This window comes from Ornithinimicrobium jinqii (assembly GCF_045032595.1).
Taxonomy (GTDB): Bacteria; Actinomycetota; Actinomycetes; order Actinomycetales; family Dermatophilaceae; genus Ornithinicoccus.
The window spans coordinates 1-25100 of sequence record NZ_JBJFZS010000033.1 but is presented as its reverse complement, the minus strand read 5'-3'; the positions used below and the strand labels follow the sequence as shown (position 1 = coordinate 25100).

Here is a 25100-nt window from a genome sequence, read left to right as displayed (position 1 = left end):
GAACGATTACCTCCGAGGTGATGGGTTGTCCCGGCGACGCGGGTCTGGGATGGGGATGGCACTCAGAAGAGTCCTGGTGTACTCGTGCTGCGGGTTGCTGTAGAGCTCTCGCGGTCTGCCCTGTTCGACGATCGTCCCGTTCTGCATCACGGCCAGGTGGTCGCAGAACCTCTCGACGATGGCCAGGTCGTGGGCGATGAAGAGGTAGGTGAGTCCCAGGTCGTCCTGCAGCTTCACGAGAAGGGTCAGGATCTGGGCCTGGATGGAGACGTCGAGAGCAGAGACCGGTTCGTCCAGGATCAGCAGTTCCGGTTCGACCGCCAGCGCCCGGGCGATGCCGATACGTTGCCGCTGTCCCCCGGAGAACTCGTGGGGGAAGCGGCGCGCGGCGCTGGCCGGCAGACCGCACATCTCCAGCAGCTCCTGGACCCGGGCACGGTGTTGGACCCTGGTCTTGCCGCGATGGTGGATGCGCAGCCCTTCCCCGACCAGGCTCCCCACCTTCCACCGGGGGTTCAACGAGGCGAACGGGTCCTGGAAGACCATCTGCACCTGACGGCGGGCCCGGTGCAGGTCGCGCCCACGACGGCTGAGCAGCTCGGCACCGTCGAGCTTGACGCTTCCCGAGTCCGCCTCGAGCAGGCGGGCCACGATCCGAGCGGTGGTCGACTTGCCCGACCCCGACTCTCCCACCAGCCCGAACGAGGAACCAGCCGCGACCTCGAAGGAGATCCCGTCGACCGCCACGGCCCGCTCGGCGTTCCCGAACAGGGAGCGGCCCGACTGGAAGGTCTTGACCAGGTTCTCGACCTGCAGCAGCGCCGTCACAGCTCGCCCCTTCCCACGCGCACGCAGCGGTGCCGTCGCTCGCCCTCGCGGAACTCCGGTGGCACGCCAGCGGTGCACACCGCCTCGGCATGCTCGCAGCGAGGCGCGAACGGGCAGGCGTACAGGCCGATGTAGATCTGGGCGGGCGAGCCGGGGATCGCCTGGAACGGGGTGTCCTGCCCGAGACGGGGCACGGACCGCAGGAGCGCGCTGGTGTAGGGGTGGCGCGGGCCGTCGAAGAGGGTGAACACGTCGGCCTCCTCCACCAGCAGACCGCCGTAGAACGTCGCGACGCGGTCGCAGGTCTGGGCCACCACGCCAAGGTCGTGGGTCACGAGCATCACGGAGGCTCCACGACGCTGGCAGACCTCGGCGAGCAGGTCCAGGACCTGCTTCTGCACAGTCACGTCCAGGGCGGTCGTCGGCTCGTCGGCGATGATGAGGTCGGGTTCGGCGATGAGAGCGGCGGCGATGATGATCCGCTGGCGCTGCCCCCCGGAGAGCTGGTGCGGGTAGGAGTCCAGCCTCTCGGCGGGCTTGGGGATCTTGACCTCGCCGAGCAGGTCCGCTGCAACCTTGCGGGCCGCCCTCTTGGAGATGTCGGTGTGCGCCCGCAGCGCCTCCACCAGCTGATCACCGATCGTGTAGACCGGGTCCAGTGCGGCCAGAGCGTCCTGGAACACCAGGCCGATGCGGTTGCCCCGAATCCCGCGCATCGTCTCGGCGGACGCACCGAGCAGCTCCTCACCCTCGAGCTTGACGCTGCCCCGGATGTCGGCGCTGTGCGGCAGCAGGCCCAGGATCGCCTTGGCGGTGACGCTCTTGCCCGACCCGGACTCGCCCACGATGCCCAGGAACTCGCCGCGGTGGACGTCGAAGGACAGGTCGGTCACTGCGGCCACGGGCCCCAGCCGCACGCTGAGGTCGCGCACCTGCAGCAGCGGGGCGGTCGCCGGGTCCTGGGCCGTCAGGCTCACACCGGCCTCCTGGAGAGAAGAGCACGGGAGTCGCGCCCGGGCAGGCCGGGGCGAGGTCCTGACGCACACCGCGAGGTCTGTCGGTCCACGCATCCTCCGTTGGCTTGAGTGGGCGGCCCGGCAAAACTCTGGATATAACCGGGTCCGGTCAACCTAGCATCCGAGAGAATCCGTGGCAAGGGTTTCCCGTCAACACGAGCGCACGGTGGCCTCACCTCCTATGCTGTGGTCCTGACCAGCGGCCAGTGATCCAGCCCAGCAGGCACGGGGCCGCGCTGACGATCCGACGAGCCGAAGGGATGACTGCCCATGGTGTCTCGCACCAGCGCCCAGCCTCTCTACCACCAGGTCCTCGAGCAGATCCGGGCTCGGGTCGCGACCGGGGCGTGGGTAAGGGGCGACCGCGTGCCGTCCGAGCGGCAGCTGGCGGACCTGCTGGGGGTAAGTCGCATCACGGTCAGGCACGCCGTGCGCCTGGCCGCGGCCGAGGGGCTGGTGGAGCAGAGGCGCGGCGTCGGCACCTTCGTGGGGGCTCCGGACCGGCTCGAGCAAGACCTGTCCGAGGTGCGCAGCTTCGAGCGCACCCTCGCTGAGCAGGGCCATGTGGCCAGCACCGAGATCCTCGCCAGCGAACGCCTGATCAGCGACCTCATCCTCGCAGGGACGCTGGGGGTGGACCCGGCCACACCGGTCTTCAACCTCCGACTGCTGGGCCGGGGCGACTCCAGCCCGGTGGTGTACTACGACAGCTACTTCGCCCTGCCGCTCGGGCGCGAGATGGCGCAGGCCGCCCAGCTGCTGCAGCAGGACGGATGCCCCTTCTCCACCCTGGACCTGTACCGGCAGGAGTCCGTGACTCGGGTCCCGAGCACGCTGAGTCAGACCATCGAGGCCGCCTCCGCGTCCCCCGAGCTGGCCAGGTACCTCGCCGTCCGGGAGGATTCCGCCGTCCTGGCCATCGAGTCCGTGATGTCCGACGAGCAGGGACCGCTGGAGTTCCGCCGCGCGTACTACCGGGCCGACCGCTACAAGTTCGCAGTGAAGCGGCGTCTGGTGATCCCGGACTCACCGACGGGGTGTTGACCGCGGACCCTGTTGGTTGGTATATCTGGGTATAACCACCAGACCACCACGTCAGGAGTGTTCCGTGAAGGAACAGCTACGCATCGTCAGCCCCAACGGTCATCTCGGCTTCGCCCCCACCAAGGAGGAGAGCTTCCGTCTGGCCGTCGCCACCCGCCCGGACTACTACTGCGTGGACTCCGGCAGCGACGACATCGGCGCCACCGCCCTCGGGGCCGACCGCTCGGTCAGCATGGAGAGGTGGCAGCGCCACGACCTCGAGCTCATGCTCCTGGCCTCACGTGAGCAGGACGTCCCGATGCTCGTCGGATCGGCCGGCGACTGCGGCAGCAACAGCCGCGTCGACCTGTTCGTCCGCATGATCAAGGACATCGTCGCGGAGCACAACCTCCCCCCGTTCAAGCTGGCCTACTTCTACTCCGAGGTGGACACCGCACAGCTGCGGGAGATGCACGAGTCCGGAGTCAGCATCGAGGGCCTGGACAGCCGTGCTGCGCTGACGCTCGAGGACATCGACGCCACCACCCGCGCTGTGGCAGTGGCCGGTGTCCACCCCTTCATCAAGGCTCTGGAGCTCGGAGCCGACGTCATCATCGGCGGTCGCTCGAGCGACTGCGCGGTGTTCGCGGCGCCGGCCATCTTCGAGGGGTTCCCCGAGAGCCATGCCTACTACGTCGGCAAGGTCCTGGAGTGCGCCTCCTTCTGTGCGGAGCCCTACGGCGCCAAGGAGTCGGTGATCGGGACCGTGACCCACGACGACGTCAAGGTCACGGCCATGGCGCCCTGGCAGCGCTGCACCATCGCCAGCGTGGCCGGACACGCCATGTACGAGCGCTCCAACCCCTACTTCGAGTACTTCGCCGGCGGGCTGCTCGACATGACCGACTGCGTCTACGAGCAGTTCGACGAGCGAACCACGCGCGTCACCGGACACCGCTATGTGCCCGTCCAGGGTCCGGTCACCGTCAAGATCGAAGGATCTGGATGGGTCGGCGAGAAGTATCTCGGTGTCGCGGGCATCCGCGACCCGTACACCATCGCCCACATCGACAAGGTCATCGAGCTCTCCCGGCAGCAGGTGGCCGACGAGTTCCCGGACGTCGACTACCACCTGTCCTTCACGATCTACGGCAAGAACGGCGTCATGGGAGACCTGGAGCCGGTCAAGGAGATCCGCTCCCACGAGCTCGGCATCGCGATCGAGGGGATCGCCGACACCAGCGAGCTGGCCGAGGCGGTCACGCTGTTCGCGACCCGACAGCTCTTCTACGCACGACTTCCCGAGGTCAAGGGGACAGCAGGGACCGCTGCATTCCTGACCGACGAGGTGTTGCCCGCCTCGGCGTCCTACCGCTGGACCATGAACCACATCATCCCCGTGGAGGACCCCATGTCCCTGTTCGAGCTGCACGTGATCGACGTGGAGAACCAGGCATGAGCGACCAGAAGGAGACCCCCGTGCCCGATCAGCAGACCACCACGCTCGGCGAGCTCGCCAAGACCGTCCGCAGCAAGAACGCCGGCACGGACCGGATCACGTTCGACATCATCTTCGCGGACCGGGCCACGTACGACCACGTGCGCACCAGCGGAGCCCTGACTCGCCGGACGGTCCGTGAGCTGTTCGACGTCACCGACGAGCGCATCACCGACTTCGTCGAGTTCGACCCCGCGTTCGCCATCAAGTTCACGCTGCAGCGCACCTCCCCCAGCGGTGGCCCGGGCGAGCGCGACGTGTTCGGCTGCCAGCAGTACCCGCCGCTGCTGTCGGTCCCGGTGCCGCTCCCGAGCACCACCGGCGCCACACACTAGGGTGCGCATGACGGTCGGCCCAGACGACCCGTACCCGGGCGCTCTCGCCGGGGTACGGGTCGCCGACTTCTCCCGGGTGCTCGCCGGTCCGTACGCGACCATGCTCATGGCCGACATGGGAGCGGACGTGATCAAGGTCGAACCACCCGGCGGCGACGACACCCGCCGCTGGTCCCCGCCCGTCGACCCGTCCGGTCGGCCCACCTACTTCGCCGCCGCCAACCGCAACAAGCGCTCGATCGTGCTGGACCTCACCGATGACGGGGATCTTTCCCGGGCACTGGACCTGGCGACCAGCGCCGACGTCGTCATCGAGAACTTCCGGCCAGGCGTGATGGACAGGTTCGGGCTGGACCACCAGTCCTTGACCGCCACCAACCCACGCGTCATCAGCTGCTCGATCACGGGCTTCGGCAGCGGCCCCGGAGCCACCATGCCCGGCTACGACGTGCTCGTCCAGGCCATGGGCGGACTCATGAGCATCACAGGCCCGGTGGACGGTCCCTCCACGAAGGTGGGCGTGGCCGTCGTGGACGTGATCACAGGACTGCACGCCCTCACGGGGATCCAGGCGGCCCTGCTCGAGCGCTCAAGCTCAGGCATCGGCCAACGCGTCGAGGTCAATCTCCTGTCCTCGCTCCTGTCCGGTCTCGTCAACCAGGCGTCGGCAGCTGCGGCCACGGGGGTCTCCCCCACGCGCACCGGCAACGCCCACCCGTCCATCGCGCCCTACGAGACGTTCGCGACCGCCGAGGGCGACCTTGTCCTCGCGGTGGGCAACGACCGCCAGTTCCACCGGCTGGTCGAGGTGCTCGGACAGCCGAGTCTGGGGTGGGACGAGCGTTTCACGAGCAACAGCAGCCGCGTCCAGCACCGGGGGGCGCTCAGGCAAGTACTGGAGCTGCTCCTCGCGGACCGCTCGGCCGTCGAGTGGGGCGACCTCCTGCGGGCCGTCGGCGTTCCGGCCGGACCGGTGCAGAGCATCGGCGAGGCGTTGTCGATGGCCGAGGGGCTCGGGCTGAGCCCCGTCGTGACTCTGACTGCGGAGGGCAGGGAGAGCCGGCAGATCGCCAACCCGGTGACCTTCTCACGGACCCCGGTCCGCTACGAGCGTCCTCCGCCGGACCTGGGAGAGCACCAACCAGCAGACTGGTGGTCGTAGGCCGCCCAGCTCCGCGGAGCTCGCGTCACAGACCCGCCGTCGCGGGAGGACACGCCGGCGCCCGAGTGGTTCGGGGCGCCGGCGTTCGCGCTGGTGTCAGCGGAAGGCGGACTGGCCGGTGAGCGCCTGACCGATCACGAGCTGGTGGACCTCGGACGTGCCTTCGTAGGTCAGGACCGACTCCAGGTTGTTGGCGTGGCGCATCACCGGGTACTCCAGGGTGATGCCGGCAGCGCCGAGGATGGTCCGGGCCTCCCGCGCGATGGCGATCGCCTCACGGACGTTGTTGAGCTTTCCCAGGCTGACCTGGTCCGCGGTCAAGGATCCCTCGTCCTTTAGGCGGCCCAGCTGCAGGGCGAGCAGCATGCCCTTGCCCAGCTCCAGGGTCATGTCGGCCAGCTTGGCCTGGGTGAGCTGGTAGGCGGCCAGAGGCTTGTCGAAGATCTCGCGTTCCTGGGCGTAGCTGATGGCCGTCTCCAGACAGTCGCGCGCGGCTCCGAGGGAGCCGAAGACGATACCGAAGCGGGCCTCGTTGAGACAGGACAGCGGCCCGGACAGACCTCGGGCCCCCGGCAGCATCGCCGTGTCGGGCAGGCGCACCCCGTCCAGGACGAGCTCACTGGTGATGGAGGCTCGCAGGGACAGCTTCTTCTTGATCTCGGGGGCGGAGAATCCGGGTGTGTCGGTAGGCACGACGAACCCTCGTATGCCCTCCTCCGTCTGGGCCCACACCACGGCCACGTCGGCGATGGAGCCGTTGGTGATCCACATCTTGTTCCCGGTCAACACCCAGTCCGCACCCTCACGGACCGCGCGGGTACGCATCCCGGCCGGGTTGGAACCGAAGTCCGGCTCGGTCAGCCCGAAGCACCCGATCGCCTCACCGGCAGCCATCCGCGGCAGCCACTCCTGCTTCTGCTCCTCCGAACCGTGCTTCCAGATCGCAAACATCGCCAGCGACCCCTGCACGCTGACCAGGGAACGCAAACCGGAGTCACCGGCTTCGAGCTCCATGCAGGCCAGCCCGTAGGCGGTCGCAGACGTACCCGCACACCCGTACCCTTCCAGGTGCATCCCCAGCACTCCTAGCTGGCCCAGCTCGGGCGCCAGCTCGCGCACCGGCATCGTCCCCGCCTCGTACCAGTCCGCGATGTGCGGGGTGATCCGGTCCGCCACGAACCGACGGACGGTGTCGCGGATCGCTCGGTCCTCCTCAGAGATCAGCTGGTCCGTGCTGAACAGGGCCAGAGGAAGGGTGGGTGCTGTGCGCTGTGCCATGGATCGCTCTCCCGTTGATGCGAACAAACCTAACAGTGTTAACCAGATAACCATACGGTGTATGGTTAATGCAAGCGGTGCAGCCCGCCAGCCCAGACGCACCGGCCCGACCGCGCCGGCCAGCACGCAGGAGAAGACCATGGCACGACCCTCGACGCCCCTGCTCAGCAGGAACTTGATCCGAGACGGCGCCCTCGCACTCATCGACGCGGAGGGGCTGGAGTCCTTCTCGATGCGCCGCCTAGCCACCTCGCTCGGTGTCACCGCCCCCTCCTTGTACTCCCACTACGCGACACGTGAGCAGGTGCTGGACGACGTGGTCAACCTCGTCATCGCTGACGTGGACACCTCTGCGTTCGACGCGGGCTGGCGCCAGGGTCTGCTCACCTGGGCGCGCTCCTACCGCGCTGCGCTCTCCGCTCACCCCGGCGTCGCTCCCCTGGTCGCCTCCGGGGCCCAGCACCGCGAGCACTTCCTGACGATGGCGGACGCCGTCCACGGCGGTCTCGTCGCCGCCGGGTGGCCCCCCCGCCGGGCCACCGAGATCGCCGGCGCCGTGAAGTTCCTTGTCATCGGGGCTGCCTGCACCCCGTTCGCTGCCGGATTCTCCGACGACGCCACCATCTACCGCGATCACTACCCTCACCTGAACCAGGCCCACCGACTGCGCGCAGAGGCAGCCCGCATCGACCACGACGCCTTCGAGGTCGGTATCACCTCGCTCGTGCGAGGCCTCGAACCCGGCCCTCCGCGACACTGAGCGCAGGCAACCACTCCCCCCCGTCGCTGTCCCTCACCGGCATGGCTGACGGTCGTGACGTCACTCAAGCGCCAAGACTCGGGTGCAGCCAATCAGGTGCCACGGCGCCGCCGCCAGGATTCGGGTGTTGGCCTGCGATCTAGGCGTGTCTCCTAATGCTGCGAACCAGATGGTGACGGCGCGCAGGAGGACGCCAGCTCGGTAGGTGAGCAAGCGCTCCACCTCGTCCTGGGCCGACCCCACGTGGTCCATGCTCAGGATCCGCCGACCCCGCTTGTGCACGATCTGCACCGCCGTCGCCCCCGACTTCGTCCTCACCCGGCGCATGAACGTCCCCACCGGGCAAGACTACCCAGGTGGTTAGTAACCACCCCGCAGCAGCAAACCCGCAGGTCAACAAGTCACGCCCCCACGAAATGCTCGCCCGTGATCAACCTCAGGTCATTGGCGATCACTCCGCCCAGGCCCGCCCGCAGAAGGACCTGTTCTGTCGCGCTGAGGACGGCTGCGCTCGTCCGACTCGATCGCCCCGTGGACGGGGCGAGCGCGCGGGCCGCGGAAGGCTCGCTCCGCCCCGGTGAGCTGTCCCTAGGTCACCCCCGGACCAGGTGCTGCCCCGCCGACACCGCGACGACGGTGTCGCCCGTCGCGACTGCGTCGGTGGCCCAGGCCAGGGCCTGCGCGGTGGCGACATCCAGGACGACGAGATCGCCGTCCACGTCGCTGCCCAGGAGCGTGCCCTGGCCCGAGAGCCGGTGGCGCACACGGCTCGTTGACTTGCGATCGACGGCGACGAACTCTGCTTTTCCCTGGCGGTGTCCAGGCTGTCCTCACCGGACCTCGCGGCAGGCATCGACGTCGGTGTCCGCGCAATCAGCCCGACCCCGTCCTCGTGACGTTCAACGCCTAATGGCTGTCCTGCGTGGCCGCTGCCGGCTGCGCCGCGGCCAGCCGAAGGAGAGTCCCGAGCAGCACGTCGGCACCGTGCACCACGTCCCGATCCCTGGTCAGTTCAGAGGGACTATGGCTGCGGCCGTCCACGCTCGGGACGAAGATCATGCCTGTCGGGGCAATCGTCGCGAGGTTCTGCGAGTCGTGACCGGCTCCCGAGGGGATGTCCCGCGTGCTGCAGCCGAGCGCGGCCGCGGACTCGCGGATCGCGTTGCGGACCGTTTGGTGCATCGGAGCGGCCGGGACCAGGGGTTCCCAGTCGAGGTTCACCTGGAGTTCCCGCTCGCGAGCGACGTCCAGCGCCGCGGCGGAGATGAGTTCCTCGAGCTGTCGAGCCTTCTCGGTAGCGGGGTGGCGGAAGTCCACGACCACCTCCGCCTCTTCCGCTACGACGTTCGACCCCCCGGGGCGAGCGCGGACGATCCCCGTGGTCACGACCGACGCCGCACCTGCCCGGGGAACGAGCGCGGGTAGGCGCGTGATGAAGTCGGCAGCGGCGAGGACCGCGTCCTTCCGCGCGTCCATGGGCGTGGTGCCCGCGTGGTCCGCGCGACCCATGAATCGGACCGTGCCGCCACCGATGGAGACGATGCCGCTGACAACTCCGACGTCGACGCCTTCGCGCTCCAGGACCGGTCCCTGCTCGATGTGCAGCTCGACGCTGGCGTGGACGCTGCCCGGGGTCAACCGGACGGCCGCGGCAGCCTGCAGGTCACCGCCTGCCGCCGCGAAGGTGTCGGCGAACCGGTCGCCGTCCCTTCCCCTGAGCTCCTGCAGCTCGTCGGCCACGAACCCGCGGGTCAGGGCGCTGGAGCCAAGCAGGTGCGCGTAGTTGCCCTCTTCGTCGACGTACACGATCGCGCGAACGGGTCGCTCGAGCGCGACGTGTTCCTCGTGCAGCCGGCGCAGGCACTCGATGGCGGCGAGCGATCCGAGCGGGCCGTCGTACATCCCGCCGTTCGGCACCGCGTCGATGTGTGAGCCCGTCCAGACTGGCGCACGATCGGCGATCCCCTCCTCCAGCGACGGAGAGGAGACGACCAGGTTTCCGATGCCGTCGACCTCGACCCGCAGGCCCGCCTTCACGCAACTCGCGGTGAGCCACGCGCGCGCCGCGAGGTCGGCAGCGGAGAACGAGGCCCGGTCGACGCCACCGGCCCCGTTCCGGCCGAACCCGCCCAGGGTGGTCAGATCAGCCAGGAGCCGATCGGCGTCGACCGACAGCAACCCGCTCACCGCCGCACCAGCGACGCGACCTTGGCTGGGGCGATGAAACCTGCCGCCGCCACCTGGTCGAGGTACGGACGCCAGTGCCCACCGCGCGCGAAGACCTCGGCGAACAGCCTCGCCGCATCCTCGTCGCGGTCGGCCCGGCCGAGGAGAACGGCCTTCCAGAACGCGGCTTCCAGGTTGTCACCCAGGACGGCGCGCGCCGACTCCAGGGCCTCTAACGCTTGTTCGAGCTCCTCGTCGGACACGTTCTCGTACGCGCCGATCATGACGCGTGGGGTGAACATGACGGATCCGATCTTGTCGAACGCGCCGCTCACCTCGGCCAGGCGCGTGATCTCGGTGACCGGGTCCGGATGGTCGTCCACCCGGAGATCCAGCAGCGTCTCCTCCCAGGCGTTGCCACCGCGGTTGCCCGAGACGATCTTGAGCACGGCCGACTGCGACCCGCGCGCGTCACCGCCGGCGTCCTCCCCCGCGCGCAGAGCGGCGAGCAGTCGGCCGGCGAACGTCTGGCCGGACGTCTCCTCGTAGGCGCGCAGCATCGACTCGTAGACCTCGTGCGAAGCGAGCATGTTGCCCTGCACCGAGACCTGGTCACCGGAGAGCGCGCCGGCGGCCTGGACGCACTTGTCCCCCGTGTAGTTGGCGACGCGCCCGTCGACGTCGATGACGGCGAGCTGCCGGTACCCGGGCTGGTCGTCACCCCCGATGAGCGTCGACAGCACCTCGGACGCGGTCGAGCCGTCACGCAGCAGGCCGATGCCTCGCGGACCGAAGCCGACGTTGACGAACGCCTGCGTGGCGATAACGCCCACTCCCGGCTCGAGCCAGCCCACAAGACGTCCGACACCGAAGAAGTGCGTTTCGCAGGCGATGCCGAACGCGCCGGTCGCGGGGTCGCGGGCGATGATCGAGAAAGTCACCGGGTCACCTCCATCAGATCGCCGGTCCTGTCCTTCCGCACCTCGAGGGAAGAGCGGTGGAGGGAGCCGTCCTTCGCGACGAGCACGATTCCACGGAGCGCGGTGATGTCCGCGAGCGGGTCGCCGTCGACGACGATCACATCGGCCGCCTTGCCCGGCTCGATCGTTCCCGTCACCTCGGACAGGCCTGCGTTCAGTGCACCCTCTCGCGTGGCGGAGAGCAGCGTGCGCTGCGGGGTAAGGCCGATCTGCACCATCTGGATCATCTCCTCCACGAGCCCGTCGTGCGGGTTGAGCGGGGTGCCCGCGTCCGTCCCCGCGGCGATGTTCATCCCCGCCTCCACAGCCGCGCTGAACATGGCACGGCTGCGCTCGACCTCGGACTGCGCCTTGTCGACGATCCAGGACGGGATGCCGCCTACCGCACCCTGTGCCACGATGCAGCCCACCGCGGACAGCGTGGGCACGAGGTAAGTACCGCGCTCGATCGCCAGCGCGAACAGTTCGGCGTCGAGGTGGAAGCCGTGCTCGATCGTGTCGACACCCGCGAGGATCGCGTTCTCGATGCCGTCACGGCCGATCGCGTGGGTCGATACGCGGCGTCCGGCGTGGTGGGCCTCCTCGACGATCGCAGTCAGCTCGTCACGTCGGAACGCCGTCTGGGTCGGCTTGACGCCCGAGGTCAGCACTCCGCCGGTCGCCATGGCCTTGATGAAACCCGCCCCCTTCTTGAGTTCGCCGCGCACGGCCTTGCGCACAGCGTCCACACCGTCGGCCTCGACGCCCATGAAGTACCCGTGACCGCCCGTCATCGTGATGACCCGCCCCGCAGCGACGATGCGTGGCCCCGGGACAACGCCGGCCTCGACCGCGCGGCCGAGGTCGATCACGACGTTGTCGGCGGCACCGCAGTCCTTGACCGTGGTGATGCCTGCATCAAGGGTGATCAGCGCGTTCGCGACCGCGCGGTAGGCCGCGGTCGCGGTCGAGTCGTCGCGGACCTGTGCAGCGAGGTCCGCCGAGCCGTCGTTCGCCAGATGCACGTGCGCGTTGACGAGGCCGGGCATGACCGTCCGACCACCCGCGTCGATGACGGCGGCGGCGGGCGGAGCGTCCGCGTCCGGCCCGACCCACGCGATCCGTCCCTGGTCGACGAGGATCGAGTGCCCCTCACGCACTTTGCCGTCAACGCCGTCGAAGAGGGCACCGTCACGGATCAACCAGCGTCCACGCCCCGTCGTCATGACTGGATGAAGGTCGACACGACGTCGAGGTAGGCCTGCTCCTCTTCGCGGGCGAACGGCTCGTGGCCGCTGTCCTCGAACAACACGAATTGCGAGTTGGGGATCGCCTCGGCGATCCGGCGACCCTGGCTGGGCGGCGTCACCCAGTCGTACTCACTGGAGAGCACGAGCGTCGGTACCTGGATGGTCGACAACAGCGGGTACGGGTTGTACTTGGGGATCTCGTTGGCCATCATGTAGCCCGACACCTCGTAGCGCCCGTTGCTGCGCGCCGAGAGCTGGTCGAGCACCTCCTGGTCGGGATGACGGAAGTACAGCGGATAGCACTTCTTCCACCACGCCTCATACTCCTCCTGGCTGGAGATGACGCCGTCGAACAGTTCGCGGAAGATTTCCTTCTGCTCCGGCGTCGCGATGCGCTCGGCGATCGCCTGAGCTTCGTCCCAGAAGCCGTAGTCCGGGGCGGTGTGCGACAGGATCAGCTTCGACAGCGCCCCGGGGTGGCGTAGCGCGAGGACCTGGGCGACGAAACCGCCGTAGGAATGGCCAAGGAAGATGATCTTACCCAGCCCGAGGTAGTGACGGAGGGCCTCGACATCGTCCGCCATCTGCTCGATCGTGTAGGTCTCCAGCGGTGCGTCCGAGGAGTTGCCGGTACCGCGGTGATCGAGGTAGACGACCTGAGCGACCTCGCCCAGCGGGTCGAGCCAGGGACGGAAGTAGCTATGGTCGGCGCCGGGGCCGCCGTGGTGGATGAAAAGGACCGGCTTGTCCTTATCGCCCGAGAAGTCGACGGTCTTTCCCGACGAGATTACGTCGAAGTAGAGATCGACGCCGTTCAGATGCGCGTACATGTGTGCTCCCTTGCCGTGTAGCGGTGGTCTGTCTCGGTGGTAATGATTGGTCAGGTGGACGGCGTCGCGTCGTACGCGGAGGGGCCTTCAAGGAACAGGCCCCCGGGGTCGGGCACGCTGCTCACGAGGATGCGTGTGTACGAGTCGGCGGGCTCGGCGAGCAGGGAGATGTGCCCCTGCTCGACGACGCGTCCGTGGCGCATGACTGTGATGTCGTCGCACATGCGCGCAGCGACACCCAGGTTGTGGGTGATGAAGACGCAACCGAAGCCCAGCTCGTCCTGCAGCCGGTCGAGGAGGTCCAAGATCTCGAACTGGATCGAGGCGTCCAGCGCCGAGGTCACTTCGTCGGCGATGAGCAGCTTCGGCTGCACCGCGATGGCGCGGGCGATGGCGACCCGCTGCCGCTGGCCGCCGGAGAACGAGTGCGGAAAACGGTCGGCGGCGGACGCGTCGAGCGCGACAAGCCCGAGCAGCTCGACGATCCGATCGCGGTGCTGTGCCGGGCGTCCTCCGTTCGGTGCCAGCGCCTCCAGGAGCGTGCGCCCGATCGTCATCCGCGGGTCCAGAGAGGCGTAGGGGTCCTGCGGGATCATCTGCACGCTCCGGCGCAGGGCCCGTCGCTGTGCACCCCGGGCGTGCATGACGTCGACACCCTCGACGGTCACTGTCCCCGAGGCGGCTGCCAGGGTGCCGACGATCACCTTGGCGAGCGTCGACTTGCCGGAGCCAGACTCCCCCACGACGCCCATCGTCTGGCCCTGCATGACCGACATGGAAACGTCGTCGAGGACGCGCGGGCTGCGCCGGCTGAACCCGTACGTGGCCGAGAGGCCCTGCACCTGAAGGACGCTACTCATCCTGGTCCTCCTTTGGTCCCGGCACGGAAGATGGCGTTCTCCAGCGCCGTGCTGGCTGACGCCTCGAGCAGTCTGCGGGTGTAGGGCTGGGTGACGTGACGCTCGCGCAGCTGGGCGGAGGTGAGGTGCTCGATGATCTCGCCCTGGTACATCACGTACACGCGCTCGCACATGGAGGCGATCACGTCGATGTCGTGCGAGATCAGCAGGACCGCCATGTCGTGGTCACGGTTGATCTGCTTGATGAGCCTCAGCACGTCGGCCTGGACCGTCACGTCGAGCGCGGTCGTCGGCTCGTCGGCGATCAGCAGTCTTGGTGTCGTGATCAGCGCCATCGCGATCATCGCGCGCTGCCGCATGCCCCCCGAGAGCTCGTGGGGGTACTGGTGCATGCGGTGCTCTGGCTCGCTGACGCGCGCTTCCCGCAGCTTCTGGACGGCGAGACGCTCCGCCTCTCTCTTCGACACGTTCTTGTGGACGCGGATCGTCTCGGTGAGCTGTGCGCCGAGGCGACGCGCGGGGTTGAAGCAGGAGGAGGGGTCCTGGAAGACGATGCCGAGGTCGAGCGCGAGGGAGGTCGGTGGAACCCCGTGCGGGTCCATGCGGTGCGACGCGACGTCGAGATCGGCGGCCTCCCAGCTGAGCTCGGGCGGAAGCAGCTGAGCGGCTGTCATCGCGGTGATGCTCTTCCCCGAACCCGACTCGCCGACCAGCCCGACGATCTCGCCGGCCGCGACCGTCAGCGACACGCCCTTGACGAGCGCGGCGCCTTCGGCGGTGTGCCCTACCCGGACGTGCAGGTCATGGATGTCAAGCGCCGGTTCGGCCGCCGCGTCGACCGCTGCCGCCGTCTGCTCCTCGATGGTCGCCGGTACCACGGCCGGGGCCGGCTCGGCAAGCAACTTCGTTGGGCGCTTCCCAGCGGGGACCCGGCGCGGCTCGCTGAAAGCGACGAACCCGTCGCCGAGCAGGCTCGCCGAGAGCCCCGTCAGCACGATCGCGATCGAGGGAGCCAGGGCACCGCTCGGGTTCTGGTAGACGTCGCGCAGCCCGCTGGCAAGCATCTGGCCCCAGTCGATGGCGGGCGGCTGGACGCCAAGTCCGATGAAGCTCAGCCCCGACATCGTGACGATAGAGGTGGAGAGGCACACCGAGGTGAGCACGAGGACGGGAGCGGCGATGTTCGGCACGATGTGCCGGACGAGCACGGTCGGCCCGCGCACACCCAGGAGGTGTGCTGTGGTCACGAAGTCCTTGTTGCCGACGGAGTTCGCGAGGTTGTTGGTGAGGCGCGCGAACTGCGGCAAGAAGGCGATTCCGATCGCGATCACCACGGTGACCTCGTCCGGCCGGAAGATGGCGGTGACTGCCAGCGCGACGATGATCGGCGGGAGTGCGAGCCACAGGTCGATCGCCCGAGCGCCGAACCACCGCACGCGATCGCCCGACACGACCAGCAGACCCCCGACGATGCCCCCGAGCACCACGGCGAGCGCGGTTGCCAGAACGCCCATGATGAGGGTGAGCCGCGTGGCGACCAAGGTGCGGAGCAGCACGTCGCGCCCTTGGGAGTCGGTGCCGAACCAGTGGGCTGCGGACGGGCCCTGGCGCACGTCGCCCGAACCTGTCTGGGCGGCGGTTCCCCACAGGAGGGGGGCCACGATCGCGAGGAGCACGATGACGCCTAGCCCGATCGCGCCGATGACGAGCGACAGCGGGTACTTCGCCGAACGGCGGGGAGCGGCGGTCGGCGGCACGACGACACCGGTCATCGGCTGAGCCTCCCCTGCTGAAGCACACGGGGATCGAGGATCCCGAGCAAGATGTCGATGGCGAGGTTGACCAGCGCGGCCAGCAGTCCGAGGGTGAGGATGATGCCCTGGATCGCCGGATAGTCGCTCGAGAGGATCGACCGGACGATCTGGGTTCCCAGTCCCGGGATGTTGAAGACGTTCTCGACGATGACCGTGCCGCCGAGGAGCGCTACGAGGATGATGCCGCCGAGCGTGAGGGCGCTCGTCGCCACGTTCGGGAGGACGTGTCCCACGAGCAGACGTCCGCCCGAGATGCGCTTGCTGCGCGCGGTCAGGATGTACTCATGCCCGAGCACCGCCCGGGTCTCGCCGCGGACGACCCGCGAAATCGCGGCTGCCGGTGCGAGCCCGACGGCGATGCACGGCAGGATGAACCCCTCGACTCCGACGCCACCCTTGGCTGGGAGCCAGCCGAGCGTGAGAGCGAAGACGATCACGAGCACGGTTCCGGTGATGTACTCCGGCAGGGCCCCGACGAGGCCGGCGCCGACGTTGTACGCCCCGGAAATGACCTTTGCCCCGCCTCGCCGTTCGGCAAACGCGACGGCGATACCGATCGGGAATCCGATCAGCAGCACGACCAAGAGTCCGCCCAGGGCGACGGCTCCGGTGATCGGCAGCCGTTGGGCTATGAGGTCGACGACGGGCTGCTGGGTGACGAACGAGTTGCCCAGGTCGCCCCGCACCAGCCCGCTGACGTAGTGCCACGCCTGCACGAGGAACGGGTCGTTGAGTCCGAGCCGGTCGCGGACGATCTCGACCTGCTCCTGCGTTGCGGTAACGCCGACGATGTTGCGGGCGGGATCGCCCGGCACGAACTGGACCAGGAGGAAGGTGATCACCAGGAGGGCGATCACGATGCCGACAAGGCCGCCGAGCCGGCCCAGCAGGTAGCTAATCCACTGCCCGGCCGCGTCGCGCGAGGCGCCGCGACGCCCGGCCGGAGAAGGGGAGGTGGCCACCAGTTGATCGCTCATCATGCGATCCCTTCGTGTCGCCGGCCGGGCACTGACACTGTCGGATTACTCCGAGATCCGGATGGTGCCGGCCCGTACGAATCCCTTGGACACCATGGCAGTCACGCCAGGCGCAAAGACCACTGTGGCCGGCGCCGTCGCGAGGGGCACCACGTCGGTGTTCTCGAGGAGCAGTCGGTTGTACTCCGCGAGCGCCGCGCAGCCCTCCTCGCCCGTGGTCTCGCGGGCGATCGCGAGCTGGGCGTCGGCTTCCGGGTTGGACACTGCGGACAGGTTCGCACCGTTGGGCGGGACATCGCCGGTGAAGAAGTTAGCCCCGGACAGGAGGTTTGAAGACGTGTTCGCGAACACGAGGATCGTCACGTCCCAGTCGTTGAGCGGAGTGAACAGACCGGCCACCCACTGCTGGTTGTTGAGGTTCTGCAAACTGACCTCGGCTCCCGCGTCCTGCAGCGCCGACTGCACATAGGCGTTGGCGTCACCGCCCGCGAGAAGCGTGGTGCCGTTCACCGCGAGGGAGAGGCCACTCAGCACCTCGGAGGCCGCCTCGGGGTCGTACTCCGGCATGTAGTCGGAGGCGGACTCGTCGTAGCACTCATAGGTGGGTTGACCAAGGTTCGTGATCAGCTCACCGGCGCCATAGCTCTGCACCTCGTTGAGGCGCTCGATGTCGATGGCCTGGGCGACCGCCCTGCGGACCTCGGGGTCTGCGGTCGGGTGGCCCTCGGTGTGGTTGAACACGAGGTATGTGTCCGACTGCTGCGAAACGGTAGTCGTCCAGCCGTCCTGCTCGGTCACCCGCTCCCACGCGTCAGTGGTGTAGGGAGCAATCTCCATTTCGCCCGTCGTCTGCAGGTTGGCCCGAGTGTTCTCGTCCTCGGTCACCTGCATGACGAGCGTCGCCGGGCGTGCACCCTCCGTGGGGATACCGTCGAACTCGGGTCCCCAGGCATAGTCCTCGCGCGACGCGAAGGTGTAGCTCGCGCCCGCGACCTGGCTGTCGGCGACGAAGCCGCCGGTGCCGTTCGAGCCTGTCGCGAGGCTGCTCGGATCGGCGACGCCTGCCGAGCACACGATGCCGGTGTACGCGACGGTCAGACCCGAGAGCAAACCCGAGAAGGGCTGCTCGAGCGAGATGGTGACGGCCTGTCCATCGGCGGTCGCGGTCGCACTGTTGCCCGCGCCGATCACGTTGGAAAGAAACGGCGCCGCCGTGTCCGGGGCGAAGAACCGGTTAAGCGAGTTCGCGACGACCTCGCCGGTGAGCTCCTCCCCGTCGGAGCAGGTGACGCCTTCCCGAATGGTGAAGACACCCTCGCTCGCGGTCACGTCCCAGTCGGTAGCCAGTCCGGGGACGAAACTGCCGTCCTCGTCCAGTGCGGCAAGCGTGTCGTACATCGACCAGATCACGACCGCGTCCTGGAAAGACGCACCGAGCACCGGGTCGAAAGAGGTTACGGGACCGTCGAGCTGCATCGTGAGGGTCTCCGTGTCGACGGACGAGCCCGATCCGCCCGAGGAGCAGGCGGTGAGAGCCACGGCTGCCGCGGCGCCAACCGCGACCGGAGCGAGGCTGGAACGTCGCCGCGGCCGGTGGTGCAGTGAGATCATGTCATTCCTTCTGGGGGCGTCGCTGCCCGAGGGACAGAGCAGGAGATGAGAGCCGTAGCACGGTCGTTCAGTAACCTGAACGATGTACACCATAGTGAACACCGACGCGGTTGTCACTACCTTGTGGCTATCCGATTGGAGCCGGGCTCAACGGCACCGAACGCACGGTCGCGTCAGTAGGACGGCGGCGTCATCGCGCCGACGAACACCGCAGGTCGATCGCCTTCGTTGGCGTACCAATGCGGCACGGACGCGTCGTAGGTGAGGGAGTCCCCCTCGGCGAGTTCGTAGCGCTCGCTTCCAACGACGACCACCAGCGAGCCGTCGACCACGAGCACGCACTCCTCCCCCTCGTGCATGAACGGAACGCTCTCGTTGCTCCACCCCGATGCGACCTGCGCGCGGATCATGCCCAGTCGACCGTTCATGCTCGGCGTGATCAGCTCGTAGACCATCTCGCGCTCCGAGAGCAGGAGCCGGCGACGAGAGTCCGCCTTGACCAGCTCGGCAAGCTTCGGCTCGGGGTCATGGCCGCCGAAGAAGTCGCCAACTCGCACTCCAAGCGCGTGCGCGAGCTTGATCAGGGTGTTGTACGACGGGTTGCCATTACCGCGCTCGATCTGGCTGAGCAAGCCTGCGCTCACGCCGGACTCGGCCGCGAGTGCATTGAGACTCAGTCCCGCGTTCGCCCGGAACTCACGCACGATCTGACCGAGCTGAACCTTCGCACCCTGATCCGACCGAGGAGACGTCTCCTCATCGGCGGCGACACCCTGAGCGCGGGTCATCTCATCCCTTCCGCGCTCAAATTACACGCACCGGCAGGCGGTGTCCAAGGAGCTGGCCCATGCGTTGTCCGCATACATCCAGGATCAGCCACGCGAGCAAGCGCGGATGACGGGACCGACCTCCACCGGCGGCACTAATCGCGGGGTTCCTCAGGCCACGATCGGGCTCGTGATCCCAGGGCACGGCCGCTTCCTGCTCCCATGCCTCATAGATCACCTGCAAAGGGTATCCGTCGTGACGACAGGTCAGTCCGCCAGCCGCTGCGTGCAGCCGTGCAGTGCCCCCACGCGTGGTTCGGGGTCGCGGCGCCTGAGTACGCAGCGCCCCTGGTGCGGGGTGGGTGCGTCGGCAGGGCGGTACGTTTGGTGCGGGCGTTCGTGACCCTCGTGCGACAGCACGTCAGCAGTTCGCGGCGCCAAGCAACGCAACGTCCTGAACAGCGCGACCGGTTCGGCCAGGCGGGTTGCCCGCACGGCGCCCTCGAGCCGGGCCCAGTAGCGCTGGAACGAGGACATGTCCGGGCTGCGAGGACCTGGCGCACGTGCTCCTTGATGATGCCCCACGCCACGGCCAGCTCGATGTCCTCGGCCAGGATCTGCTGCAGCCGTTCCCGTTGCCGCACAGAGAGCCTGTCCCCGGCGCAGGTGAGCAACTTGCGGTCGTTCCAGTGTGTGTCGACGGCGAGGCCGCAGCGCTCGTGCAGCTCCCACACTCGGCGCCTTCTCATCTTGGTGACCATCTCGTTCGCCAGCCGGACGACGTGCCAGTGATCCACGCTGATCCGCGGGCCCCGGGCAGCGCCTTGCGGACGGCTGCGCGGAACTCGCTGCTCATGTCGAGGGCGACCAGCTGCACAGGCCGATCGCCACCACCGTGGCCGTGCCGCGAGCCAGGCGGTGACGACCTGGCCGCGACGCCCGTCGACGACGTCGAGGATCGCGCCGGTGTCCAGGTCGCTGAACACGATCGACCACGGCTCAACCCGGCTCACGGCGTGGGTGTCCGGATCGCGCAGGTAGCGCACCGTGCGGACACCCGCTCCGCCAGGCGGGTGGAAACCCAGGCCCGAGCGGGCAGCTGGTCGGTCTCCTGGGTGAACGAGCGTCGCGGACACAACGACTCGGCACACCGGTAGCTCTTCGACGTCCGGCTCGGACTCCTCCCTGCTTCGTCGGTGGCCTCGGGTGCGGCTTCCTCGATCGACGGCGCAGCTACCTGCCGGGGGGTCGGGGCAGTAGCCTCCTCGGTCGGCGGCGCGGCTGAGGGCTCGGTCGGAGCGGCCGCCGCTTCGATCGGCGTCGCACCAACCCACCTCAGAAGCGTTGTCCCCTGCCCCTGACCGGCTCTGCCGCACGCCCAACGACGGCCCGGATCGGAACGTCGCGCCCCCGTGGTCACCAAGGCCGGACCCGAGTTGTGCTGCCATTTCAGGGCAAGGGGGCCGCGCCCGCCTGACTGGCCGCGACCCCACCGAACTCAGTCGAGCGTTGAGGTCGACCCTGCGACCGAGCTGCGCAGCATCCGCTCCACGAGGTCCTGGACCTGCTGCTCGGTCAGGGAGGTGGGGTCAGCTCGGACCGGCCGTGCCTCGCGACGAAGACCCTTGACGGTCACGAGCTCTCCCGCCAGCGGTTGACCGTACCCAGTCGCGCCGAACACTGGCGCAACTCGGCAGGGACTCACCCCTCACCGAGCACCACCCGCAGACCACGCGAATCAAGCCCCCGCGCAGCTCCACCTGCCCTGAGCCGAGCTCCGCCCACGCCCGCTCACCGACCCCGAGCCGAGCACCGCCCGCGCCCGCTCACCGACCCCGAACTCGACAGATTCCGCGCCGCTCATGTCCCACACACCTCTTGCATTGCCGGGCGAGCTATATCGTTGGCACGATAAGAAACCGTGCAGTAGCGACCCACAGGAGGCGCCGATGGACACCACCGCGAGCAGCGTCCCCAGCGGTGGGGACGCTCCCGCCGCTCGTCGCAAACAGGGCCAGAAGATCGTTTGCGGATGGTGCCAGGCAGAGGTGTCCGTGCCTCCTCGCGGGCGCGTTCCGAAGTGGTGCTCTAGCTCCTGCCGCCATCGCGCTTGGGAGCAACGGCGCGCCGCCGACGCCGGCCTATCGGCGGTCGAAGTCGTCGACCGAGTGATCGAGGTCGTGAGAGTTGAGAAGGTCGTCGAGGAGCGTCGCGTGCAAGTGCCGGTGTCGCAGACCCCTCGGTCCGCCCGGGAGTGGGTTGACATGCTGAACCGTCTCGAATGGGCGCTGCAGAGCAACCGCATGGACCTATACGACCTGGCGCAAATCGAGCCTCCCCTAGCTCGAGTAGTCGCCGCCTACCGAGCTCGCGGCGACAAGCTGCACCGACGCCGGGGCCGACAATAGTTCCGCACACCATTGGGAAAAGCCGTCGTCGTCGTCATCACCGACGCCAGCGATTCGGTGACCACCGAGTAACTGCGCGCGACTGGACTGCCTTCGCCATGCTCCAACCACGGATCGCCGCAGGAGCGTGCGACGGGATCGGGACACGCCTGAGCACCAGCTCGGCCCGGACCGCCCGTCCAGCTCACACCCGTTCGACGCGGTCGGCCTGTGGTCCTCGATCGCTCTGTCGCACCTGGTACCGGACCCGATCGCCCTGGTGCAGCGCCTCGGCGTCCCTGAGAACCGACACGTGCACGAACAGGTCCGCGCCTCCCGTGTCCGGGGCGATGAAACCGAACCCCCGCTCCGCGTCGTAGCGCACGACCACTCCCTGGCCGCCGCGCGCCGGGACCTCGGATGCCTCCCGTCGTCCCGACCGGGCGCGGGTCGTCGACTCCGCGGGTGCGCCGCCCCGCGGGGTCGAGCCGCGCACCAGGCGCACGTCGCGAGCCTGCGGGCCCTTCTCGCTCACGACGACGTCGTACCTCACCCGGTCCCCCTCGCCCAGCTCCGGGAGCCCGTCGGCCAGCGCCCGGACGTGGACGAAGACATCGGGACCGCCCGACCCGGGGGCGATGAACCCGAAGCCCTTGCCCCCGTCGAACCAGGACACGGTGCCGTCCGCCCCGTCGGACGCCACGGCCTGCTGGGCGCCCTGGTCCGCCAAGGGGAGCAGATGGTCAGCCTGCGGCCCCTTCTCCCCCTCGACGACGAGGAACGCCACCCGCTGCCCCTCCCAGAGCACGCCGCCCCCCACGACGGCCGAACTGTGCACGAAGATCTCACCACCACCGCCGTCGGGCGAGACGAAGCCGTACCCCTTGGCAGGCTCGTACCAGCAGACCGTGCCGAGCAGGCCCAGCGGTGTATCGGCGGCCTGGTCGGCCGTGACCCGGACGCGGCGTGCCTGCGGGCCGCGGTCCCCCTCGCCGATCTCGAACTCGACCACCTGCCCCTCCCGGAGCAGCTTCACCGCGTCATCGCCGACGATCTCGGACGCATGCACGTACAGGTCCTCCGCCTCCTGCCCCAGGGCGATGAAACCGAACCCCCGGTCGGCATCGAACCAGCGCACGGTTCCCTCGGTCACGGCTGACTCCTTTTCAAAGCTACGGTCGGTGTTCCCCCAGTGTCCCCGACCAGACTGCGACAAGCGCCCGGCGCCCAACAGTGCGCGCACCGTCGTGGCAAGTACCCGACCGCGACATCCACCGCACCCGGCGGCGCGCCCGACGCGGCATGGGCGTGCGCGAGGTTCATGACACGATGGCGCGGTGTCTCTCGCCCGGGGTGGTGCTGGTCGTCCACGGAGCTCGCCAGGACGGGAGCGACGGGCGGTGGTGACGCCGCTGAGCGTCATTCAGCGTCCGGTGATCGATACCGTGTACTCAAGATGCTTCGCCTTCGGTCCTTTGCGGCTGGGAATTGCGGGGGCAACCGCGATCATGCTGGGCGGATCGTGAACGGAAGGGGGCAGTCGGAATGAGCCTTGGCCAGCAGATCGGCCCGGAGTTCGAGGCCTTCGACTTCACGCATGACACGCGCACCTACGAGGTCTTCCGGGGCGGTTCGGGGCCGGCAGTTCTGGTGCTCCATGAGATCCCGGGCTTGCATCCGGGCGTCATCGACTTCGCCCGTCGGCTCATCTGCGCCGGGTACACCGTGTTCTTGCCGTCCCTGTTCGGTCGGCCCGCGGTACCGGCGACGGGCCGCGAGGTCGCGCGATCGATGCTGCGCGTCTGTGTGGCGCGTGAGTTCACCAAGCTGGCCGATCGCACGAGCCCGGTCGTGGGGTGGCTGCGGGCACTGGCAGCGTCGGCCTACGGCGAGTGTGGCGGGCCGGGGGTCGGTGTGGTCGGGATGTGCTTCACCGGAGGCTTTGCGCTGGCGACGGCGCTTGAGCCCTCGGTCGTCGCCTCCGTGATGAGTCAGCCGGCCATGCCGGGGCCAATCGGGCAGCGTGGCCGTGCCGCCCTTGGTCTGGATCCCGAGGACCTCGCCACGATCACGGCACGAGCCACTGACGACCTGCGCGTGCTCGGGCTCCGGTTCACCAACGACCGGGGTTGCCCGCCGGAGAGGTTCGAGACCCTGCGGGCGTCGCTTGGGGCATCCTTCGAGGGAATCGAGATCGACTCGTCGCCGGGCAACGCTGCTGGTATCGCGCCGTCGGCGCACTCGGTCCTCACGATCTCTCTGGTCGACGAGCCGGGGCATCCGACGAGGGTCGCCCTCGACCGGGTCCTGGCGTTTCTGGCCGAGCAGCTGCGAGGTTGACCCTCCCCTTGCGGCGCTCGTGCCGGCGGGATGACGGCCAGGAAATCCTTCCCTATGGCGCGATCTGCTCGTTCTAGCCATGGCCAGCGAAGTTCGACCGGAACCGTGTCCGCACTGCGGTAATTCCGGATGGCCGCAGCGCATGCTTTCTGCGGCGCTATGGCTCGCATACGGGGATGGGGGGCCCTACTCGTCTGCGGCTCTTGCAGTGGAGATCACGTCCAGGTCGCGCGCGGCATAGCGGTGGTGCTCCCACTCCTCCTCCAGGATGGTGCGAAGGCATGAGAGGACCGTCTCCTCGTAGTCCGGTGTGTGGGGATTCTTCCGAGGCTGCGCGAGGACCTCCGGAGTGGCGGCTGCGAGGAACTCGCGGACGATCGTCTACCGGTCGCCGCGCGCCTCCACGACCTCCGCGAATGACGGCGCCTGGGCGGAGAAGACGTCGTCGTCGTAGGCGTCGCTGTCGTTGTCGTCGTTGGGCAGGCCTGCCGGGTGGTACGGCTGCGCCCGCCCGAGGATGGCCTTGCCGAGCCAGGTGTCGGTTGCCATCACGAGGTGGCGAAGTGTCTGGGCAAACGACCACTCGCCGTCGATGGAGGTGTCGATGGTGCCGGCAGGCATCGCGGTGGCGCGGTCGAGGGTCGCCGCCCAGGTCCGTTCGAGTGCGGCCCACGCGGCGCGCAGGCCCTCAGGATCCTCGGCCGTGCGCAGCTCCCGCCCCGGGAAGCGCCGGTTCAGCTCGGCGTCGACCAAGGGCACAACGTTGACACCGTTGACGAGGAGCCTGCTGTCGCCTTCCAGCAGCCAGGGGGAGTCAATCTCCATTCCGGCGACATCGCTTCCGCGTACGATGACATCTCCCAGGTCGCAGCCCACGAATCGCGATCCCCGCAGACTCCTACCCTTGAAGATCCTGTCCCGTAGGACCTCCGGTTCGCTGGCGCTCATGGGGCAAATCTGCCACAGGGCGCCATCGGACCGTCGCGGCCCGCGGCAGACATCCCAGGTTCTGGTTGTGTCAAGCGGCGGTGTTGAAGTGGTGCTGCCAGGCGGTGTTCTCGTCGTAGAGGGTGCGTTGGCGAAGGCAGCCGTGGAGGATGCCGACCCAGCGGTTTGCGAGCTGGCGCAGTGCGGCTTGGTGGCCGATCTTGCGGGCGCGGAGAGCCTTGTAGTAGGCGCGCGCGCCGGGTGAGCCACGAAGGGAGCAGAACGCCCACTGCTGCAGGGCGTCGCCGAGGC

24 protein-coding genes and 1 pseudogene are annotated in these 25100 nt (G+C 68.5%); 6 read left to right on the top strand and 19 right to left on the bottom strand.

Going from position 1 to position 25100, the window contains the following annotated elements:
* Window positions 1–6: 6 nt before the first annotated feature.
* Together ACI3ET_RS14770 and ACI3ET_RS14765 are read right to left on the bottom strand one after the other, a co-directional pair.
* A complete protein-coding gene (locus ACI3ET_RS14770) occupies window positions 7–828 on the bottom strand; it encodes an ATP-binding cassette domain-containing protein (protein ID WP_405033836.1) in 822 nt (273 codons plus the stop codon).
* The gene (locus ACI3ET_RS14765) at window positions 825–1805 is read right to left on the bottom strand and encodes an ABC transporter ATP-binding protein (RefSeq protein ID WP_405033835.1); all 981 of its coding nucleotides are present in this window, start codon (window positions 1803–1805) and stop codon (window positions 825–827) included. The genes ACI3ET_RS14770 and ACI3ET_RS14765 overlap by 4 nt, the downstream gene beginning before the upstream one ends.
* Window positions 1806–2114: 309 nt before the next feature.
* Here ACI3ET_RS14765 and ACI3ET_RS14760 point away from each other — a divergent pair, with 309 nt between their 5' ends.
* The 4 genes from ACI3ET_RS14760 (at window position 2115) to ACI3ET_RS14745 (ending at window position 5862) form a co-directional block, all read left to right on the top strand.
* On the top strand, window positions 2115–2888 hold the full coding sequence (locus ACI3ET_RS14760) for a GntR family transcriptional regulator (protein ID WP_405033834.1): 774 nt from the start codon (window positions 2115–2117) through the stop codon (window positions 2886–2888).
* Between the two features lie 64 nt (window positions 2889–2952).
* The gene (locus tag ACI3ET_RS14755; protein WP_405033833.1) at window positions 2953–4326 is read left to right on the top strand and encodes an acyclic terpene utilization AtuA family protein; all 1374 of its coding nucleotides are present in this window, start codon (window positions 2953–2955) and stop codon (window positions 4324–4326) included.
* On the top strand, window positions 4323–4700 hold the full coding sequence (locus ACI3ET_RS14750) for a DUF4387 domain-containing protein (protein WP_405033832.1): 378 nt from the start codon (window positions 4323–4325) through the stop codon (window positions 4698–4700). The genes ACI3ET_RS14755 and ACI3ET_RS14750 overlap by 4 nt, the downstream gene beginning before the upstream one ends.
* Window positions 4701–4707: 7 nt before the next feature.
* Window positions 4708–5862 carry a CaiB/BaiF CoA transferase family protein gene (locus ACI3ET_RS14745; protein ID WP_405033831.1) on the top strand — a complete coding sequence of 385 codons (1155 nt, stop codon included), beginning with the start codon at window positions 4708–4710 and terminating at the stop codon, window positions 5860–5862.
* Between the two features lie 96 nt (window positions 5863–5958).
* On the opposite strand, the gene ACI3ET_RS14740 is transcribed toward ACI3ET_RS14745, so the two are convergent.
* The gene (locus ACI3ET_RS14740; protein ID WP_405033830.1) at window positions 5959–7140 is read right to left on the bottom strand and encodes an acyl-CoA dehydrogenase family protein; all 1182 of its coding nucleotides are present in this window, start codon (window positions 7138–7140) and stop codon (window positions 5959–5961) included.
* A 139-nt stretch (window positions 7141–7279) separates the two neighbouring features.
* Here ACI3ET_RS14740 and ACI3ET_RS14735 point away from each other — a divergent pair, with 139 nt between their 5' ends.
* The gene (locus tag ACI3ET_RS14735) at window positions 7280–7900 is read left to right on the top strand and encodes a TetR/AcrR family transcriptional regulator (protein ID WP_405033829.1); all 621 of its coding nucleotides are present in this window, start codon (window positions 7280–7282) and stop codon (window positions 7898–7900) included.
* 60 nt (window positions 7901–7960) lie between these two features.
* Here ACI3ET_RS14735 and ACI3ET_RS14730 read toward each other — a convergent pair whose 3' ends face one another.
* The 14 genes from ACI3ET_RS14730 to ACI3ET_RS14665 all read right to left on the bottom strand — a co-directional run bounded on the left by ACI3ET_RS14730 (window position 7961) and on the right by ACI3ET_RS14665 (window position 22674).
* Window positions 7961–8239, bottom strand: coding sequence for a hypothetical protein (locus ACI3ET_RS14730; RefSeq protein ID WP_405033828.1), 279 nt, complete (start codon window positions 8237–8239; stop codon window positions 7961–7963).
* A 254-nt stretch (window positions 8240–8493) separates the two neighbouring features.
* Window positions 8494–8664, bottom strand: coding sequence for a hypothetical protein (locus ACI3ET_RS14725; RefSeq protein ID WP_405033827.1), 171 nt, complete (start codon window positions 8662–8664; stop codon window positions 8494–8496).
* A gap of 142 nt (window positions 8665–8806) precedes the next feature.
* Window positions 8807–10087 carry a Zn-dependent hydrolase gene (locus ACI3ET_RS14720; RefSeq protein ID WP_405033826.1) on the bottom strand — a complete coding sequence of 427 codons (1281 nt, stop codon included), beginning with the start codon at window positions 10085–10087 and terminating at the stop codon, window positions 8807–8809.
* Window positions 10084–11007, bottom strand: coding sequence for a DUF1028 domain-containing protein (locus tag ACI3ET_RS14715; RefSeq protein WP_405033825.1), 924 nt, complete (start codon window positions 11005–11007; stop codon window positions 10084–10086). Before ACI3ET_RS14715 ends, ACI3ET_RS14720 begins: the two co-directional genes overlap by 4 nt.
* Entirely contained in the window at window positions 11004–12251 is a 1248-nt protein-coding gene (locus ACI3ET_RS14710) for a metal-dependent hydrolase family protein (RefSeq protein WP_405033824.1), read from the bottom strand. Before ACI3ET_RS14710 ends, ACI3ET_RS14715 begins: the two co-directional genes overlap by 4 nt.
* Window positions 12248–13105: an alpha/beta fold hydrolase gene (locus tag ACI3ET_RS14705; RefSeq protein ID WP_405033823.1), complete on the bottom strand. Its 858-nt coding sequence runs from the start codon at window positions 13103–13105 to the stop codon at window positions 12248–12250. The genes ACI3ET_RS14710 and ACI3ET_RS14705 overlap by 4 nt, the downstream gene beginning before the upstream one ends.
* A 50-nt stretch (window positions 13106–13155) precedes the next feature.
* The gene (locus ACI3ET_RS14700; RefSeq protein ID WP_405033822.1) at window positions 13156–13965 is read right to left on the bottom strand and encodes an ABC transporter ATP-binding protein; all 810 of its coding nucleotides are present in this window, start codon (window positions 13963–13965) and stop codon (window positions 13156–13158) included.
* A complete protein-coding gene (locus tag ACI3ET_RS14695; RefSeq protein WP_405033821.1) occupies window positions 13962–15737 on the bottom strand; it encodes a dipeptide/oligopeptide/nickel ABC transporter permease/ATP-binding protein in 1776 nt (591 codons plus the stop codon). Before ACI3ET_RS14695 ends, ACI3ET_RS14700 begins: the two co-directional genes overlap by 4 nt.
* Window positions 15734–16756 carry an ABC transporter permease gene (locus tag ACI3ET_RS14690; RefSeq protein ID WP_405033820.1) on the bottom strand — a complete coding sequence of 341 codons (1023 nt, stop codon included), beginning with the start codon at window positions 16754–16756 and terminating at the stop codon, window positions 15734–15736. The genes ACI3ET_RS14695 and ACI3ET_RS14690 overlap by 4 nt, the downstream gene beginning before the upstream one ends.
* A 45-nt stretch (window positions 16757–16801) precedes the next feature.
* Complete coding sequence (locus ACI3ET_RS14685) at window positions 16802–18367, bottom strand: ABC transporter substrate-binding protein (protein ID WP_405033818.1); 1566 nt, start codon at window positions 18365–18367, stop codon at window positions 16802–16804.
* Between the two features lie 173 nt (window positions 18368–18540).
* Entirely contained in the window at window positions 18541–19155 is a 615-nt protein-coding gene (locus ACI3ET_RS14680) for a helix-turn-helix domain-containing protein (protein WP_405033817.1), read from the bottom strand.
* Window positions 19156–19361: 206 nt separating this feature from the next.
* Window positions 19362–20582, bottom strand: coding sequence for a transposase (locus tag ACI3ET_RS14675; protein WP_405033816.1), 1221 nt, complete (start codon window positions 20580–20582; stop codon window positions 19362–19364).
* Between the two features lie 50 nt (window positions 20583–20632).
* Window positions 20633–20770: a hypothetical protein gene (locus ACI3ET_RS14670; RefSeq protein ID WP_405033815.1), complete on the bottom strand. Its 138-nt coding sequence runs from the start codon at window positions 20768–20770 to the stop codon at window positions 20633–20635.
* A 956-nt stretch (window positions 20771–21726) separates the two neighbouring features.
* Window positions 21727–22674 (bottom strand): cold-shock protein, encoded by a 948-nt coding sequence (locus ACI3ET_RS14665; protein ID WP_405033814.1) that lies wholly within the window; start codon window positions 22672–22674, stop codon window positions 21727–21729.
* Between the two features lie 392 nt (window positions 22675–23066).
* Between ACI3ET_RS14665 and ACI3ET_RS14660 the strand changes: the two genes are divergently transcribed.
* Window positions 23067–23861: a dienelactone hydrolase family protein gene (locus ACI3ET_RS14660; RefSeq protein ID WP_405033813.1), complete on the top strand. Its 795-nt coding sequence runs from the start codon at window positions 23067–23069 to the stop codon at window positions 23859–23861.
* Window positions 23862–24242: 381 nt separating this feature from the next.
* On the opposite strand, the gene ACI3ET_RS14655 is transcribed toward ACI3ET_RS14660, so the two are convergent.
* Both ACI3ET_RS14655 and ACI3ET_RS14650 read right to left on the bottom strand, forming a co-directional pair.
* Window positions 24243–24809, bottom strand: coding sequence for a DinB family protein (locus tag ACI3ET_RS14655; protein ID WP_405033812.1), 567 nt, complete (start codon window positions 24807–24809; stop codon window positions 24243–24245).
* A gap of 70 nt (window positions 24810–24879) precedes the next feature.
* Window positions 24880–25100, bottom strand: a pseudogene (locus ACI3ET_RS14650) (IS110 family transposase); the annotation flags it as partial.